A 16,650-nucleotide genomic window follows, 5' to 3' on the forward strand; every position below is an offset into this window, starting at 1 on the left:
CACCATGACAACACAAGGCTCAAGGCAGAACCTGAAGATCCAGAAATGGGTGGCTGCAGTATCGCTGCTGTTACTCATCGTGAAATCGATCGCCTACTTTTCAACGCATTCTGTAGCTGTTCTTACCGATGCACTGGAAAGCATTGCCAATGTAGCGGCAGGATTCATCGGGCTTTATAGTCTTTACCTGGCGGCACAGCCCCGGGATGAGAACCATCCTTACGGTCATGGAAAGGCCGAATTCCTATCCGCTGCGATAGAAGGCACCCTGATCGGCATTGCCGGCCTGATCGTATTGTATAAAGCGATCGATCAGCTGGTGCACCCGCAAACATTGCACAAATTAGACCTGGGCATCATCCTGGTAGCAGCCACTGCCATTGTCAATTATGCATTGGGCAGCATTTGCATCGCCACCGGCAAAAAGAATCATTCCATTGCGCTGGAAGTCAGCGGCCGGCACCTGCAAACCGATACCTACTCCACGATTGCAGTGATTGCAGGACTGGCGCTTGTATTTTTTACAAGGATCTTTTGGCTGGATTCTATCGTAGCCATCCTGCTTACCATATTGTTGCTGCGCACATCCTATATCATCCTGCGGCGTTCCATTGCCGGCATCATGGATGAAGCAGATCAACAATTATTGGAAGAAATGATCGCCTATATCAATAAAAACCGGCTGGAAAACTGGGTAGACCTACACAATTTCAGGGTGATCAAATACGGCAGTGTGCTGCATATCGACTGTCATTTAACGGTGCCCTGGTACCTGAATGTTGCGGAAGCGCATCACGAAATTGACCAGCTAGCGGCATTGATCAGGAATGAGTACGGAGAATCGGTAGAATTCTTTGTCCATTCCGACGGGTGCAAGCCGTTCCAGTGCCCGCTCTGCCGCAAGCAGGATTGCCCGGTACGCCAGGCATCCTTTGAAAAAACAATTCCCTGGACCCTGGATAATGTACTTCAGAATCAGCGGCACCGGCTGAAGGCCAAAAGCTAAACCAGGCGCTCCCTGTTCCGGTTAAAGGAGTGTTACCAGTGGCTGAATTAAATAAATACTGCATCAACCCTTGAAGTATTAGCTTTTTCAACCAATTGTTTCTTAACTTTATAACCGAACATTTGTTATTCATATATGCTCACAAAAAAATCACAATATGCCTTTAAAGCACTGGGCTACCTGGCTGATAAGCAGCAGGAAGGCCCCGTGCTGATTTCCGAAATTTCAAAAAAGAAAAGGATCCCGTTAAAATTCCTGGAGAACATCCTGCTGGAGCTTCGCAAAGCCGGTATCCTGGAAAGCAAAAAGGGCAAAGGCGGTGGTTATTTTTTTAAACAAAACCCGGCAGAGGTAAAGATGGCTACAATCATACGGCTGATCGACGGCCCTATTTCCATGTTGCCCTGTGTGAGCCTGTACTTTTATGAACGCTGCAAAAACTGCGATGAAAAACACTGCGGGCTGCATGATGTTATGAAACAGGTTCGGGATGTAACCCTTGAGGTATTGGAAAGCCGTACCCTGGCCGATCTGAAGGATTAGGATTCCCGGGTTAATCCCATTTCTTTTCAAAAAAATCCGGATGCCCTTCCGCCGTCTTTATTTTTCAGGTTGTTAATAGCATAGAACCTGCCAGTTCTTCCTAACTCAGAAAGGCTGGCCCTTCGGACCAACCTTTCGACAAATGACCTTGTACGGGATTATTTATTGCGGCATCTTAAAGTATTGCATTACCGCGTCGTAATTTTTAAAATCTACATTCTTCATTGCCACGGCATTGATGCTGCCGGGTATGATCACATAACGGTATTGTAACAGGGTGGAAAGGTTAACACTGTTACTATTGTCATGCGTAAAACGGGTAACGCATATCTTCCCGTTCATTGGTATATAGTTGATGGTATTGGGCTTGCCGCCTGCATTCGATGTATAGGGCAACACAAAAGTTCCGCCTCCAAAGGTAAAATACACCTGGATGGAAGCGTTGTTCAGAACAGCCGATGTAATATCCGCAGCCGTAATATATCCTACTTTAACACTTGTATTGTCAATTGTACTATCATTAAAACTCGTTGCATATTTCCAGCCCGAGTAAATGACATTTGCGGTTCCGGGATCTCCTTTTGGTCCTACTAACGTAACCGGCACTCCCCAGCCTGCCGGCGTTTTAGGGCCAAACAAATTATAGGAGTTTTTATCCAGGTAATAATCGCCTACAACTCCTATACCAACAGATGGAGCACCCGTACCTGAAAGAATGGTATTGCCGTTTGCACCGTTTAGCCCATTGGTTCCATTTGAGCCCGCAGCACCTGTAGCACCCGTTGCACCTGTAGCTCCTGTAGCCCCCGTGGCGCCGGTTGCGCCCGTTGCTCCTGTAGCGCCGGTTGCGCCCGTTAGGCCAGTTGATCCTTTCAGGTTAAGCGGGCTTCCCCAGCCCGCGGCTACTTTAGGGCCATAAAGGTTTGAGGTAGCAATATCCAGGTAAAAATCACCTGTTTGCCCAACCGTAGTTGCAGGCACTCCGCTTCCGCTAAGTATCTGACTTCCGTTGGGGCCCGTCATGCCCTGTATTCCGGTAGCTCCTGCTGGACCCTGGGCGCCGGCAGGCCCGGCAGGTCCGGTATCACCTTTTTTACAGGCGGCCATTAAGATGACAAATCCCAATAATAATAGTTCTTTACGCATCGTTTTAATTTTTATGTTTATAAAGAGAATCGGTGCATCAAAATTATTAGAGCGTACCGCCGCCACTTTCAGGAGATTCCCTCCTTTTTTATCGTATAAATACGTTATTTATATACCGCTAAAAGACACAGGGATGACTTTATTATAAATGCTCTAAGGGCCATGCAGGTTGTTCCACATTCTTTAATCCGCTATCTTTAAGGCCTGTTAGGCTTATTAAAAACCAACAACCAATGCACAAAGACTTCAATGTGAGAAAATCAACCGACAAAGAGGATTATACGAATTCACTGCTAACGAGGGAATCAAAATGGTGGAAAAAAATGCTGAATGTTCAGTATCCCTACAAAAGGAACATTACGGGTTTGAAACCCGGGTTTGTGCTGGACATTGGTTGTGGCCTGGGCAGGAATCTGCTGCATTTAAATGGCAATGGGATCGGGGTCGATCATAATGAAACCTCTGTTAGGGAATGCCGCGCCCGGGGACTAAAAGCGTTTACAAATACTGAATTTGAAAAAACGGAATATTACAAGCCCCGCAGTTTCGATTCTCTTTTACTAGCACATGTAGCAGAACATATGGGCACAGCGCCGGCTGCAGCATTGTTAAATCAATACCTCCCGCTGCTTAAAGAAAATGGAAAGATCATTGTTATAACACCGCAGGAGGCCGGTTACCGGTCGGACGACACCCATGTGGAATTTATTGACTTTGCTAAGGTTCGGGAAATTTTCAAACAACTGGGATACCGGCCAACGAAACAATATTCCTTTCCCTTTTCGCGGGCGGCCGGAAAAATGTTTAAATACAATGAATTTGTCAGTGTTGGCGAACGCGTTCATTAACAGCCGTTAGCCTGTTTTCAGTTATCAGTCCTCAGCTATCAGCCGTCAGGGTCCGACAATTAATACCCACCAGACAGCACATCAAGCCCGGAACGGCCCCTTTGGATCTTGTTATTGAGATTTGGCTCTTTAGAATCTTGATTATTTTTCTTTTTTCACCATTTTTTTGCACTTCCATTCAAATATTTTGTCGTACCTTGCAAACCACCCTATTAGTCTACTTGATTAGTAGGTTTATTGAAGAGCTATTTTGTCACTAAAAACTGTTTAAATTATGTCATTAAGATTAGGAGATACTGCCCCGGATTTTACCGCGCAGTCCACTGAAGGAGAAATTCATTTTCATGAGTACCTGGGCGATTCCTGGGGCGTTTTATTTTCGCATCCGGCAGATTACACGCCTGTTTGTACTACCGAGCTGGGAAAAACGGCGCTGCTGAAAGGTGAATTTGAAAAACGTGGTGTAAAGGCACTGGCGGTAAGCGTAGACCCGCTGGATTCGCACCTGGGCTGGAAAAATGACATCAATGAAACACAAAACTGTTCCGTTGATTTTCCGATCCTGGCAGACCCCGACAGGAATATCGCCACCCTTTATGATATGATTCACCCCAATGCTTCTGAAAAGGCAACCGTACGTTCCTTATTCATCATCGGGCCCGATAAAAAGATCAAACTGATCATCACCTATCCTGCTTCTACCGGAAGAAACTTCCAGGAGGTGCTACGGGTAATCGATTCCCTGCAACTGACCGCCAATCACAGCGTGGCGACTCCGGCCGACTGGAAGCATGGTGAAGATGTAATTGTAGTGCCTTCTATCAGCACCGCAGATGCCATCCAGAAATTTCCAAAAGGTGTCAAAGAGGTAAAGCCTTACCTGCGTTATACACCACAACCGAATCTTTAATTTTTAGTTTATCGTTTATGGTTTATAGTTGATACCGACTATAAGCCATAAACCTTAAACCACAAACAGCAAACGTGTTTACAGAAGAACAGATACAGGAAATAGAGCAGGCCTCAACGGCGGATGCGTTAAAACTGGTAACCGACCGGTTCCCGGAGGCTACTGTTTTCTCTACGTCATTAGGCCAGGAAGATCAGGTATTAACGGAAATGATCGCCACCAACAAGCTTCCGGTACGGATCTTTACACTGGATACCGGGCGCCTGTTTTCCGAACATTACGATTTGTTGGAGAAAACCAATGCCCGTTACAAAATAAATATAGATGTTTACTTTCCCGAAGCTTCGGATGTGGAAGCCTACGTAAAAGCCAAAGGGGTGAACGGGTTCTATGAATCGGTTGACAACCGCAAGGAATGTTGTTTCATCCGGAAAGTGAAGCCCCTCAACCGGGCGCTGACCGGGGCAAAGGTATGGATCACCGGACTGAGAAGCGAACAATCGGATAACCGGAAAGATATGAAAATGCTCGAATGGGATGCGGACCGAGGACTTTATAAATTCAATCCGCTGATCCATTGGAGTTATGATGAAATGCTGCATTACATTAAGGAAAAAAACATTCCTTATAACCCGCTGCACGACAAAGGATTTATTAGCATCGGCTGTGCTCCCTGTACCCGGGCTATTGAGCCTGGAGAAGATCCCAGGGCCGGCAGATGGTGGTGGGAGGTTTCGCATAAAGAGTGCGGACTGCATGTACACCAATAATGGGATCCCGATCAATGCCAACCTTGAAAAGACCATTTTTGATTGTTAAAAAAATCCGCAAGGCGGATCTGTATAAAAAGAACGTATGGGTGAGTACACATTAGATTACCTTGAGCAACTTGAGGCTGAAAGCATTTATATTTTCAGGGAGGTTGCCGCACAATTTGAAAAACCGGCCCTGCTTTTCAGCGGCGGTAAAGATTCGATAACGCTGGTGCAACTGGCAAAAAAAGCATTCGCTCCCGGAAAGATTCCTTTCCCGCTGGTACACATTGATACCGGCCACAATTTCCCGGAAGCCCTCGCCTACCGCGACGCCCTGGCAAAAGAAGTGGGGGCCGAGCTGATCGTACGCAAAGTAGAAGACACCATAAAACAAAAACACCTTACGGAGCCTAAGGGTAAATTTGCCAGCCGCAACTGGCTGCAGATCCACACGCTGCTGGATACCATTGAAGAATTCAAGTTTGATGCCTGCATCGGCGGTGCCCGGCGTGATGAGGAAAAGGCCCGTGCAAAAGAGCGGATCTTTTCTGTAAGAGATGAATTTGGCCAGTGGGAACCTAAGCTGCAGCGCCCGGAATTATGGAACATTTATAATGGCCGGATCCACAAAGGCGAAAACGTGCGGGTATTCCCCATCAGTAACTGGACGGAGCTGGATGTATGGAGCTATATCAAAAAAGAAGCCATTCCCCTTCCATCTATTTATTTTGCCCATGAACGCGAAGTGATTGAACATGAAGGCCAGTTGATCGCCGTTTCCGACTATATCACCATCGACGAAACCGATGTGATTTCCACAAAAAAAGTACGCTACCGTACCGTAGGCGATATGACCTGTACTGCCGCTGTAGAATCCAGTGCCACAACGCTGGATGAAGTGGTAAACGAAATTATGGCCACCCGTATTTCCGAAAGAGGCGAAACCCGGATCGATGATAAAGTAACGGAAGCCGCAATGGAAGACCGGAAAAAAGGCGGGTACTTTTAAATTCTAAATCTGAAAATCTAAATTCTAAATTGCTCAATGGATATCTTAAGATTCATAACCGCCGGTAGTGTAGACGATGGCAAAAGTACATTGATCGGCCGGCTGTTATACGATAGCAAAAGCATTCTTGTGGACCAGTTGGAGGCGCTCGAAAAACAATCAAAAAATAAAAACGCCGATGGCATCGACCTGGCATTACTCACCGATGGTTTAAGAGCCGAAAGGGAGCAGGGGATCACGATTGACGTAGCCTACCGCTATTTCTCCACCCCCAAACGCAAATTCATCATTGCCGATGCGCCGGGCCACGTACAGTATACCCGCAACATGATTACCGGCGCGTCCAACTCCAGTCTGATCATCATTCTCATTGATGCCCGAGCCGGGGTGATTGAGCAAACCCGCCGCCATTCCATCATCGCGTCGTTGTTGAAAATGCCGCATGTGGTGGTGGCCATCAACAAAATGGACCTGGTTGATTTTTCTGAAGAGCGATTCAACGAGATCAGGGCCGATTATGAGAAGGTAGCCGCACAGCTGAATATCGAAAACGTTACTTATGTTCCGATTTCAGCGCTCCTTGGTGATAATATTGTAGATCACTCAGAAGATATGCCCTGGTATACAGGCCCGTCCCTGCTGGAGTTCCTGGAAGCCGTTGAAGTGGCTTCCGATATCAACCATACTGACCCGCGCTTCCAGGTACAGTACGTAATCCGGCCGCAAACAGCCGAGCTGCACGATTACCGGGGTTATGCCGGACAAATCATCAGTGGTGTATATAAGGTAGGTGATAAAATAAAGATTCTTCCCGCAGGTATCGACACCTCCATTACAAAGATCGAAGTAGGAGGCAAAGAAGTGAACGAGGCGTTTGCGCCCCAGGCTGCAGTATTGCATATTGCAGACGATATCGACATCAGCCGTGGCGACACTTTCGCCCGTATCGATAACCTGCCTAAGGTGGCCAACGAGATCGAGGTGGTACTTTGCTGGCTCGACAATAAACCCCTGATCCAGGGTAATAAATATTTTCTTCAGCACAAAGGACGTTTGCTGAAGACCATCGTACGGGAAGTAGCTTACAAACTTGATGTAAATACGCTGGAACGCATACCGGCGGAAGATGGTGTAAAGCTCAACGAAGTGGTGCACGCGACCATTAAAACCGCAGCGCCGCTGGTATACGATGATTTTGCAACACTGAGCGACTACGGCAATGCCATCCTGGTTGATGAAACCAGCAACAGCACCGTAGCAGCCGTTTTACTAAATTAATCCAAACGATGCCCGGGTATACCGGTGCATTGTTGCAATTATTAAGTCTACTTTTTAAGTAGATTAAAAATTCAGCAAATGCTTCTTCAACATACATCCTCCGTAAAAAAGCAGCCACCTAATGGTACCGGCAAGGTAATTCTTGCCGGTGCGGGACCCGGCGATCCGGATCTGATCACGGTGAAGGCCGCTGATGCGTTACGAAAAGCAGATGTGGTCTTGGCCGACCGCCTGGTTAGTGATGTAATCCTGCATCGTTATGTAACACCGGCAACCGAGATTGTATATGTGGGAAAAGAATGCAGTAAAAAACGTTCGGTACCGCAACGCACCATTAATGAGTTGCTGGTGCATTATGCTCTTCAGGGAAAGCTGGTGGTACGGCTTAAGGGCGGTGATGCCTCCATCTTTTCCAATATCCTGGATGAGCTGCAAACCCTTACCCGGCATTCCATTTCCTACGAGATCATTCCAGGAGTCACCGCGGCACTGGGAGCGGCGGCCTATTCGGGAATGCCGCTGACGGCCAGGGGCTATGCCACCGCAGTGCGGTTCCTCACCTACTATAAATCGGATGTGGTTACGGATGCCTATTGGAAAGAGCTGGCTGCCACGGATGATACCCTGGTATTTTACATGTCGTCCGGCACCCTGGACCAGGTGGTTCAGAAATTAACACAGTTCGGCATCGCCGGAGAAAAACAGCTGGCTGTTGTGGAACAGGCAACCACCTGTTTTCAGCAGGTGCATACCTGCAGCCTTTACGATTACGCCACCACGCTGAAAGGCACGGCATTAGCCTCTCCCAGCCTGGTGGTAGTGGGTAAGGTAGTAGCACTGCACCAGCAGTTCCGGTGGCTGGAAAACAGCAACAGCCGGCAGCTATACTTCAAACCGGTTACCGAAGAAATGATCAATGTTCATCAACAAAATAATTTAAAACATGCTATCTGACGCAAAATTGGGAGCCATCAAAAGTCTCACGCCTACGCTTTCGCGGGATGAACTGCTTTGGGCAAGCGGCTATTTCGCCGGCCTTGCACAGGGCCTTGCGGGCGGACAGGAACCCGCTGTTGCCGCTCCGGCTGCCGTAAAAAAAATATCCCTTGTATACGGAACAGAAACCGGCAATGCCAAAAAGCTGGCCACACAACTGGCCGGCATTGCCAAAAAGAAAGGGATTACTGTAAAACTCACCGGGCTGGATCAGTACCGTTTTACCGACCTTCCGAAGGAAGAATACTTCTTTGTGGTGATCAGCACGCAGGGGGAAGGCGAACCGCCCTTACTGGCCAAAAAATTCTACGATCATATTCACGAAAACCAGCTCAACCTCGGCAAGCTCAAATTCGGAGTGCTGGCACTGGGCGATAGCTCCTACCCGGAGTTCTGCAAAACAGGGGAAGATGTGGATGCCCGCCTGGAGGCCCTGGGCGCACACCGGGTATTGCCGCTGAAGAAATGCGATGTCGAATACGAAGAAGACGCCCTGCACTGGCTGGACAATGTAGCGGCAGCCCTGCAGTCTACAACAGCTGCGCCTGCCACCCCGCCTGCCGCAGCACCCAAATCTGCCGGCAAAAAATATTACATGGGGAAAGTGATCACCAATATCAATCTCAACGACCGGGGCTCCAACAAGCAGACCTTCCATATCGAGATCACGACCGAAGAACCCATCGACTACCAGCCGGGTGACGCCCTGGGCATCGTGCCTTCCAACAAACAAAGCATGATCAATAAGATCATCGGCATCACCGGGATCGACCCCGAGAAAGAGATCCAGACAGAGAAGGTTAAGGCACCGGTACGTGACCTGCTGAGCCAGCACCTGAACATCTGCTACCTGCTGAAATCAACGGTTAAGAAATATGCAGCCCTCACCAACCAGCAGATACCCGACACAAGAATGAGCCTGTACGACCTTTTACGCATTTACCCGGTAAAAGATGCCGCGCAGTTTGAAGAGGTGATCAAGATCCTCACAGCCCAATCGCCGCGCCTTTATTCCATCTCGTCATCGCCAAATGCGCATGGGGAGAACGAGATCCATATTACCGTGTCCAAAAACCAGTTCACGGTAGAAGACGAAGAACGTTACGGAGTTTGCAGCGAATTCCTTTCGGACCTGGATGAGGATCATGAAATTGAATTTTATATCCAAAAAGCCAAACACTTTAAATTACCGGAAGAAACCAGCGATATCATCATGATTGGACCCGGCACCGGTGTGGCGCCCTTCCGCTCTTTCCTTGCTGAGCGGGATGCAACAGGCGCCAGTGGCCGGAACTGGTTGTTTTTTGGTGAACAACATTTTGTAACCGACTTTTTGTACCAGACTGAAATTCAAAATTACCTGGAAACAGGCGTATTAAACAACCTGGACCTGGCCTTTTCAAGAGACACCGATCAAAAGATCTATGTACAGCACCGCGTTAAAGAAAAAGGCGATGAGCTCCTGGACTGGTTGAATAATGGGGCACATCTGTACATTTGCGGTGCAAAAGATCCTATGTGCAGGGATGTAGAAGATACCTTTATAGAACTGTTCAAGACTAAAGGAAAGTCGGAAGAAGAAGCCCGCAATTACCTTGTTCAGCTGGAGGAAGAAGGAAGGTATTCGAAGGATGTATATTAGTTAATAAAATTTATCGTTTGTGGTTTGTGATTTGTGGTTGGTAATGACCATAAACGAAAAACCAGAAACCAGAAACAAAAACAATGAGCGAGAAAAATAATTTATCCGGAACGGAAAAAATCAAAGTTGCCAGCCAGGGTCTGCGTGGAACGCTGAAAGAAAGCCTTCAAGATGCACACACCGGTGCCATCCGGGAAGACGACCAGGCATTGGTAAAATTCCACGGCATGTATATGCAGGATGATCGCGACCGTCGTGAGGAACGAAGCCGCAAAAAACTGGAGCCGCTGTATTCCTTTATGATCCGTTTACGGTTACCTGGTGGATTTATGACACCCGAACAATGGATCGGGCTGCATCATGTAGCAGGAAAATATTCCACTGGCACCATAAAAATCACTACAAGACAAACCATCCAATTGCACGGCATTCTGAAATCGCACACCAAACCTACGATCAGTGCATTTAATACCATGCACCTGGATTCGATTGCAGCCTGCGGCGATGTAAACCGGAATGTGACCTGCGCCTCACATCCAAAGGAATCTCCCCTGCACGAAGAAATTTATCAGTTTGCCCGGGAAATCAGTGCACATCACCTGCCTAAAACAAGAGGCTATTACGAGGTATGGATGGACGCCGAAAAATTAGTGGAAACAACGGAAGAGGATCCGCTGTACCAGGACCGCTACCTGCCCCGGAAATTTAAGATCGGGATCGCGATTCCGCCCAATAATGACGTGGATGTGTTCATCAACGACCTGGGTCTTATTGCGATCATCGAAGATGGCGTTTTAAAAGGATACAATTTTGCGGCCGGCGGTGGTTTGGGCTCTACACATGGAAATGCCAACACATACGCACGCCTCGGAAGCATGCTGGGCTATCTGCCCAAAGAACTGGCCATGCAGGCTATTTACGAGGTGATTACCGTGCAGCGCGACTTCGGAAACCGCAGCGACCGCAAACAGGCACGTTTGAAATACACCATCGATAAACTGGGCGTGGATGCTTACCGTGCAGAGGTGGAAAAGCGCTGTGGCTTCTCCTTTGAGCCCGCCCGCCCCTATGCCTTTACCAGTCGTAAAGATGCCTATGGATGGGCACAAAACCACGAGGGGAAATGGTATTATACCTTATTTGTTGAAAATGGCCGGGTAGTAGATGAAAACAATTACCCCTTAAAAACCGGCTTATTAAAAATAGCAGAAACAGGAAAAGCAAATTTCCGGTTCACCTGTAATCAAAACCTGATCCTGAGTGATATTGCAGATGCCGACAAAGCGGCGATTGAACAGCTGCTGGCTGCACACCAGATCAGCAAAAGCACAGACAATGCCAGCCCGATGCGGCGGAACTCAATGGCCTGTGTAGCGCTGAATACCTGTGCCCTGGCAATGGCGGAGGCCCAGCGTTACCTGCCCACTCTTATCAGCAAAATAGAACCGCTGTTGCAGAAGCACCAGTTACAGGAAGAAGACATTATTGTGCGCATGACCGGTTGTCCGAATGGCTGCGGTCGCTCTCCCAATGCAGAAATCGGGTTTGTAGGCACTTCCCTGGGTAAATACAACCTTCACATCGGAGGGGATCGCCTGGGTGAACGCCTGAATACGAAATATAAAGACAGCCTGGATGAAGCCGGTATTTTAGAAACACTCGACGGCCTGTTTGGTGTTTATGTAAAAGAACGGAATGCCGGCGAAACCTTCGGCGATTTTTCACAGCGCAAATGGATCAATGATAGCCACTGAGGCATAGACGAAGCGGATCGTTACCGCTACCGGACATACTAAAAAAACAGCGCTAAAGCAGCAGATGCTTTTAAATTGTATTATAAAAACTGGAATCCAGCACTTCAGTGACCAATTTAAACAAACATCATGAACGAAAAAGATTTTTTAAGCCTTTTACAAAGGCACAATAAAAAACATACTGGTAATCTTCCGGATAAAGCCTTAAGCCATCAGTTTGTAGATGATATTTTTGGCTTCCTGTTCGTTCCCCAAACGGGCGTGAACCAGAAGGAGACGGACCTGGAAAAAGGCTGGTATTCGCTGAAAAGTCATCTTACAACCCTGATCTATGATGTAGTAAGCGACGGCGCAAAAGCGCAGGCGCTTTCCGATGCTTTTTTTACCGGCTTACCCGACCTTTATGAAACGCTGCAAAAAGACGCTTCTTTTTTCCTGGCCAATGATCCGGCGGCATTAAATAAGGAAGAAGTATTGCATGCCTATCCCGGGTTTTATGCCATTGCTGTATACCGCATTTCAAATGCCTTATGGAAACTGGGGATTCGGGTACTGCCGCGTATTTTCACCGAATATGCACACAGCAAAACCGGCATCGATATTCATCCCGGCGCCACCATTGGTGCATCTTTCTTTATCGATCATGGCACCGGTGTGGTCATTGGTGAAACCGCCATTATTGGTGAAAAAGTAAAGATCTACCAGGGCGTTACCATCGGCGCCTTAAACTCGGCCAAGGTAAAAAAAGATCAAAAGAGACATCCTACTGTTGAAGACAATGTGATCCTTTATTCAGGAGCCACTATACTCGGTGGTGATACCGTGATCGGCAAAGACAGCGTCATTGGCGGCAATGCCTGGATCACGTTTAGCGTACCACCATCTTCATTGGTGTATCATAAAAGTGAAGTGGTAGAAAAAGAGCATTTCTCCCATCAGAACTCCGTGAATGCCATACTGAAAAAAAAGTAACTGCATGAAGGAACAGCAACAGGTTCATCCAAACGGAATACAGGAAACATCTAATACACTTTTCCCGGTTTTTTTAAAACTGGAGACCCTGCAATTGCTGATCATTGGCGGTGGGAACGTAGCCCTGGAAAAGCTTGGAGCCGTATTGGCCAACTCCCCGGCTACGCATATACACCTGGTAGCAACCGTGATTGCGCCGGAGGTAAAAGAACTGGCAGCCACGCATCCGGATCTGCGGCTCAGCGAACGACCTTATTCCATTGAAGATATCCGGGCATCCAGTCTGGTTATTGCGGCCGTGAACAACCTTGAAACAGCCATCCGGATAAAAGCCGATGCCGAAAAAGAAGAAAAGCTGGTAAATATTGCAGACAAACCGGCCCTTTGTGATTTTTACCTCGGTTCGGTGGTAAAAAAAGGGCACCTGAAAATTGCCATCTCCACAAACGGTAAATCGCCCACCGTCGCCAAGCGCCTTCGGGAAACCTTTACGGCGGCTATTCCCGATGAAATGAATGACCTGCTCGACAATATGCAACAGATACGCGACCAGCTTTCCGGTAACCTCGATCATAAGGTAAAAGTGCTCAACAGTATTACGAAGGATCTTGCGGTGAATGGTATAAGCGGCGATGCCACATTTAATGTTGATAATCCGCCTGAAAGTGAGGTAGTAGACAGTTCCGCCCTGGTTGCCAATGCTACCCGGCGCAGTACGCCCTACCTGGTTGGTATCGGTTTATTCCTGGTACTGGCCCTGGCCATCTATACCATTTATATTTTCGGGGTCAGCGATACCATCCTTCATTTTTTAAACAAGGACCACCACATGTTCTACTGGATGCTGTTGGTCGGCTTCCTGGCCGAGATCGTAGCAGGCTCAATGGGCATGGGTTACGGCGTGATCTGCACCACCATCCTGCTGATGCTGAATGTAGCGCCTCCGATCGTGAGCGCCAGCATTCACTCCGCGGAATCCTTTACTACCGCAGCCGGCAGTATCAGTCATTATAAACTAGGCAACGTAAATAAAAAACTTACCAAGGCGCTGGCTATACCCGCCGTTATCGGTGCCATCATCGGCGCCCTGGCCTTATCCTACCTGGGAGAAAAAGATGCCAAGCTCATGAAGCCCTTTATTGCAGCCTACACCATGTACCTGGGTATCCGGATCCTGATGAATACATTTAAAAGAAAACCCGCCGTTAAAAAAGCCGCGCCGAAAAAAACAAATATTACCGCCTTAGGGCTGGCCGGCGGCTTTATTGATTCCTTTGGCGGAGGCGGATGGGGTCCCCTGGTTACCGGCACCTTTATCAAAAACGGCCGTACCCCCCGTTATGTAGTGGGCAGTTCTACCGTGGCCAAATGCATCCTCACCATTACCAGCGCCGTCACCTTTGTATTTACCCTGGGCATCCAGCACTGGAACATTGTAGCCGGTTTGCTCATCGGCGGCATCATCACAGCACCATTTTCTGCAATGCTCACCGCAAAGCTTCCCGCTAAAAAAATGTTTGCCATTGTCGGAATACTCGTCATCATTATGAGTTGCATTACCATTTACAGGGCAGTGTTTTTGTGAGGTTGATTAACGCCCGGCTATTTAGGGTTTTGCGGGATGATATCGATCACCTGTGGATCCTGCTCTAAAGCAGCACTATCAAAAACGGTGACGATGTATTTCTTTGCTCCTGGTCCGAAAGACGCAGGATACTCAAATACCGACCTAAATGATGGTTTGCATGATCTGCATTCAATAACCTTATTGAAACAATGTCACCAACTGCAATCAGCGGCTTCACTTCAGGATACCGGTCAAAATCAAAGACCAGGTATTCTAAAGTAGTCCATTCATTTACTTCCTTAATACCATACGCATTATTGCAAAGAACAGAGCGGATGACATATTCCTCATATTTCATTTAGATTGCCTTTAAATTTAACGGGTTGCCATAACCAATAGCGCTTGTTGTACAACAACGGCTTGCCATGAGATCATCGGCGAATAGCCAGCAGCAACAAATTTAACAACCCCAAATACCCTACTTTTTTTATAGACTAATAAAAATCCCTTAGTTTTGCTGCGCGACCGATTAATATAGACAATTTCCGGCAGTATCAACAGTAACACACCGCATATTTACGGGAAGCTTTGTGTTAGAGCCGTTGCTTTTCCGCTTTTAAACACCGCATTTTGATCATTGAGCCTACTAAAAATAATTAGACAAAAATGTACGCACAGCAAGCATACCCGAAAACATTGATACCGGCAACGCCCCCGTTGCCGGCAGCCGGGCAGCGCCTGCTCATTATTGGCGGCGGGGAGGCTGCGTTGGGCCAGTTACAGCTGGTGCTGGCCGCGGGTATTCAAACAGGGGTCACATTAGTAAGCAAGGATCCGCTGCCGGCCATAAAAGATCTCGCCGGCAGCCACCAGCTAACCTTGCTGGAACGGGCCTATACATCGGATGATCTGAAGTATGCCGACCTCATCATTATTGCAACAGATGATCCTGTTCAATGCGGTCACATCCATGCCGATCTGCACCGATCAGGCTTCGGGGTAAGCATTGCTTCAAAACCAGGATTCCATCACCGGTATGCCGGTGCTTTTGTAAAAGAACAAAATCGCAACACCCTTTTTTCGGATATACTTACCGGCGGGCAGCCACCATTCCTGTATCCGTTAACTGGAAGTATTGCTGAAAAGAAGCCTCGAAAAGAGACCTCCTATGCAAGAATCGCCTCCCGCGCCCTGCTCATTTTTGCACTCATGCTGATCGGGCATTTTTTATTTTCTTACCTCCCCTATGACTCCATTAAAACGGGGTTTGAAACCCTTTACAGCGGCTTTGATCAAACGTTCCTGATCATGCTGCTGGCCGGCTTTGTGGCACAGCTGGTAGATGGCGCCCTGGGCATGGGCTATGGCGTTACCAGCGCCACCATCCTGTTATCCGCCGGTGTAAACCCGGCCGCCATCAGCGGCAGCATCCATACCGCTGAAATGTTTGCCAGCGGCGCTTCCGGATACAGCCACTACCGCTTTGGTAACGTGAACAAAAAACTTTTCAAAACCCTGCTCATTCCCGGTGTGGCAGGCGCCGTACTGGGTGCGGTGTTGCTGGTTTATCTCGGTGAAAAATACGGTACATTTATCCGTCCGCTGCTGGCCTGCTACACACTTTTCCTCGGCATCAAGATCCTCTCCAATGCCTTCCGCAACCAGATCCGGAAGAAGAAGTACAAACATTACCGCACCCTTGCCGGCGCAGGTGGTTTCTTCGATTCATTCGGCGGCGGCGGATGGGGCCCCATTGTTACCACTACTTTAATCACCAAAGGACGTAGCCCTAAATATGTGATCGGCTCCGTAAGCCTGACTGAATTTTTTGTGACCCTTTCCAGTGCCTTTACCTTTTTTATATTCCTTGGAGTTAGTCACTGGCAAACCATACTGGGTCTGATTCTTGGCGGACTGATCGCTGCGCCGGTTGCGGCAAAGCTGGCGGGCAGACTGCCCCGGAAAACGGCTTTTATATTGCTGGGTATCCTGGTGGTGATCTGGAGCATCAAAATACTGGCCGGTGTATGCAGGTAAACGTTTGCGGGAAATGTGGCCGCTGAAGCATAGATACGCAGAAGTATGGGTATTATTGAAGCAATGTAGCCGCCGAGGCACAAATACACCGGCTCTCAGCGCTTCTGTGGCATCCACCGGCGCCTTCTGCGGCATAGATACACCGGCCTCTCAGCGCCTCCTGTGCTTCTGCGGCAATACCGAAACC

General features: G+C 48.1%; 14 protein-coding genes and 1 pseudogene. 13 read left to right on the forward strand and 2 right to left on the reverse strand.

What is annotated here, in order from left to right; genetic code table 11:
- Positions 1–4: 4 nt before the first annotated feature.
- Entirely contained in the window at positions 5–1,006 is a 1,002-nt protein-coding gene (locus tag LL912_RS14780; protein ID WP_235554346.1) for a cation diffusion facilitator family transporter, read from the forward strand.
- A 135-nt stretch (positions 1,007–1,141) separates the two neighbouring features.
- A complete protein-coding gene (locus LL912_RS14785) occupies positions 1,142–1,549 on the forward strand; it encodes an RrF2 family transcriptional regulator (RefSeq protein ID WP_235554347.1) in 408 nt (135 codons plus the stop codon).
- A gap of 162 nt (positions 1,550–1,711) precedes the next feature.
- On the opposite strand, the gene LL912_RS14790 is transcribed toward LL912_RS14785, so the two are convergent.
- A complete protein-coding gene (locus tag LL912_RS14790; RefSeq protein WP_235554348.1) occupies positions 1,712–2,695 on the reverse strand; it encodes a collagen-like protein in 984 nt (327 codons plus the stop codon).
- 233 nt (positions 2,696–2,928) lie between these two features.
- Between LL912_RS14790 and LL912_RS14795 the strand changes: the two genes are divergently transcribed.
- The 10 genes and pseudogenes from LL912_RS14795 to LL912_RS14840 all read left to right on the forward strand — a co-directional run bounded on the left by LL912_RS14795 (position 2,929) and on the right by LL912_RS14840 (position 14,444).
- The gene (locus tag LL912_RS14795) at positions 2,929–3,543 is read left to right on the forward strand and encodes a class I SAM-dependent methyltransferase (RefSeq protein ID WP_235554349.1); all 615 of its coding nucleotides are present in this window, start codon (positions 2,929–2,931) and stop codon (positions 3,541–3,543) included.
- 274 nt (positions 3,544–3,817) lie between these two features.
- Positions 3,818–4,453, forward strand: a complete 636-nt coding sequence (locus LL912_RS14800; protein WP_235554350.1) for a peroxiredoxin — start codon at positions 3,818–3,820, stop codon at positions 4,451–4,453.
- A 74-nt stretch (positions 4,454–4,527) separates the two neighbouring features.
- Positions 4,528–5,223 carry a phosphoadenylyl-sulfate reductase gene (locus LL912_RS14805; protein ID WP_235554351.1) on the forward strand — a complete coding sequence of 232 codons (696 nt, stop codon included), beginning with the start codon at positions 4,528–4,530 and terminating at the stop codon, positions 5,221–5,223.
- A gap of 85 nt (positions 5,224–5,308) precedes the next feature.
- On the forward strand, positions 5,309–6,217 hold the full coding sequence (gene cysD / locus LL912_RS14810; RefSeq protein WP_235554352.1) for a sulfate adenylyltransferase subunit CysD: 909 nt from the start codon (positions 5,309–5,311) through the stop codon (positions 6,215–6,217).
- A gap of 36 nt (positions 6,218–6,253) precedes the next feature.
- Entirely contained in the window at positions 6,254–7,495 is a 1,242-nt protein-coding gene (locus tag LL912_RS14815; protein ID WP_235554353.1) for a sulfate adenylyltransferase subunit 1, read from the forward strand.
- A gap of 78 nt (positions 7,496–7,573) precedes the next feature.
- A complete protein-coding gene (gene cobA, locus LL912_RS14820; RefSeq protein WP_235554354.1) occupies positions 7,574–8,449 on the forward strand; it encodes a uroporphyrinogen-III C-methyltransferase in 876 nt (291 codons plus the stop codon).
- On the forward strand, positions 8,439–10,133 hold the full coding sequence (locus tag LL912_RS14825) for a diflavin oxidoreductase (protein ID WP_235554355.1): 1,695 nt from the start codon (positions 8,439–8,441) through the stop codon (positions 10,131–10,133). The genes cobA and LL912_RS14825 overlap by 11 nt, the downstream gene beginning before the upstream one ends.
- Before the next feature lie 80 nt (positions 10,134–10,213).
- A pseudogene (locus tag LL912_RS14830) lies at positions 10,214–11,887 on the forward strand (NADPH-dependent assimilatory sulfite reductase hemoprotein subunit); the annotation flags it as partial.
- Positions 11,888–12,016: 129 nt separating this feature from the next.
- Entirely contained in the window at positions 12,017–12,859 is an 843-nt protein-coding gene (gene epsC, locus LL912_RS14835; RefSeq protein ID WP_235554357.1) for a serine O-acetyltransferase EpsC, read from the forward strand.
- Between the two features lie 4 nt (positions 12,860–12,863).
- Positions 12,864–14,444 (forward strand): TSUP family transporter, encoded by a 1,581-nt coding sequence (locus tag LL912_RS14840; RefSeq protein WP_235554358.1) that lies wholly within the window; start codon positions 12,864–12,866, stop codon positions 14,442–14,444.
- A 64-nt stretch (positions 14,445–14,508) separates the two neighbouring features.
- Here LL912_RS14840 and LL912_RS14845 read toward each other — a convergent pair whose 3' ends face one another.
- A complete protein-coding gene (locus tag LL912_RS14845; protein ID WP_235554359.1) occupies positions 14,509–14,784 on the reverse strand; it encodes a hypothetical protein in 276 nt (91 codons plus the stop codon).
- A 308-nt stretch (positions 14,785–15,092) separates the two neighbouring features.
- Between LL912_RS14845 and LL912_RS14850 the strand changes: the two genes are divergently transcribed.
- Positions 15,093–16,463 carry a TSUP family transporter gene (locus LL912_RS14850; RefSeq protein WP_235554360.1) on the forward strand — a complete coding sequence of 457 codons (1,371 nt, stop codon included), beginning with the start codon at positions 15,093–15,095 and terminating at the stop codon, positions 16,461–16,463.
- Positions 16,464–16,650: the final 187 nt, after the last annotated feature.

This window comes from Niabella agricola, from assembly GCF_021538615.1.
Classification (GTDB): Bacteria; Bacteroidota; Bacteroidia; order Chitinophagales; family Chitinophagaceae; genus Niabella; species Niabella agricola.

Excerpts from the sequence above, each read along its gene's own strand:
- cobA (WP_235554354.1), top strand. The coding sequence starts at position 7,574 with ATGCTTCTTCAACATACATCCTCCGTAAAAAAGCAGCCACCTAATGGT.
- epsC (WP_235554357.1), top strand. The coding sequence starts at position 12,017 with ATGAACGAAAAAGATTTTTTAAGCCTTTTACAAAGGCACAATAAAAAA.
- LL912_RS14845 (WP_235554359.1), bottom strand. The coding sequence starts at position 14,784 with ATGAAATATGAGGAATATGTCATCCGCTCTGTTCTTTGCAATAATGCG.
- LL912_RS14790 (WP_235554348.1), bottom strand. The coding sequence starts at position 2,695 with ATGCGTAAAGAACTATTATTATTGGGATTTGTCATCTTAATGGCCGCC.
- LL912_RS14850 (WP_235554360.1), top strand. The coding sequence starts at position 15,093 with ATGTACGCACAGCAAGCATACCCGAAAACATTGATACCGGCAACGCCC.
- LL912_RS14825 (WP_235554355.1), top strand. The coding sequence starts at position 8,439 with ATGCTATCTGACGCAAAATTGGGAGCCATCAAAAGTCTCACGCCTACG.
- LL912_RS14840 (WP_235554358.1), top strand. The coding sequence starts at position 12,864 with ATGAAGGAACAGCAACAGGTTCATCCAAACGGAATACAGGAAACATCT.
- LL912_RS14815 (WP_235554353.1), top strand. The coding sequence starts at position 6,254 with ATGGATATCTTAAGATTCATAACCGCCGGTAGTGTAGACGATGGCAAA.
- LL912_RS14800 (WP_235554350.1), top strand. The coding sequence starts at position 3,818 with ATGTCATTAAGATTAGGAGATACTGCCCCGGATTTTACCGCGCAGTCC.
- LL912_RS14785 (WP_235554347.1), top strand. The coding sequence starts at position 1,142 with ATGCTCACAAAAAAATCACAATATGCCTTTAAAGCACTGGGCTACCTG.
- cysD (WP_235554352.1), top strand. The coding sequence starts at position 5,309 with ATGGGTGAGTACACATTAGATTACCTTGAGCAACTTGAGGCTGAAAGC.
- LL912_RS14795 (WP_235554349.1), top strand. The coding sequence starts at position 2,929 with ATGCACAAAGACTTCAATGTGAGAAAATCAACCGACAAAGAGGATTAT.
- LL912_RS14780 (WP_235554346.1), top strand. The coding sequence starts at position 5 with ATGACAACACAAGGCTCAAGGCAGAACCTGAAGATCCAGAAATGGGTG.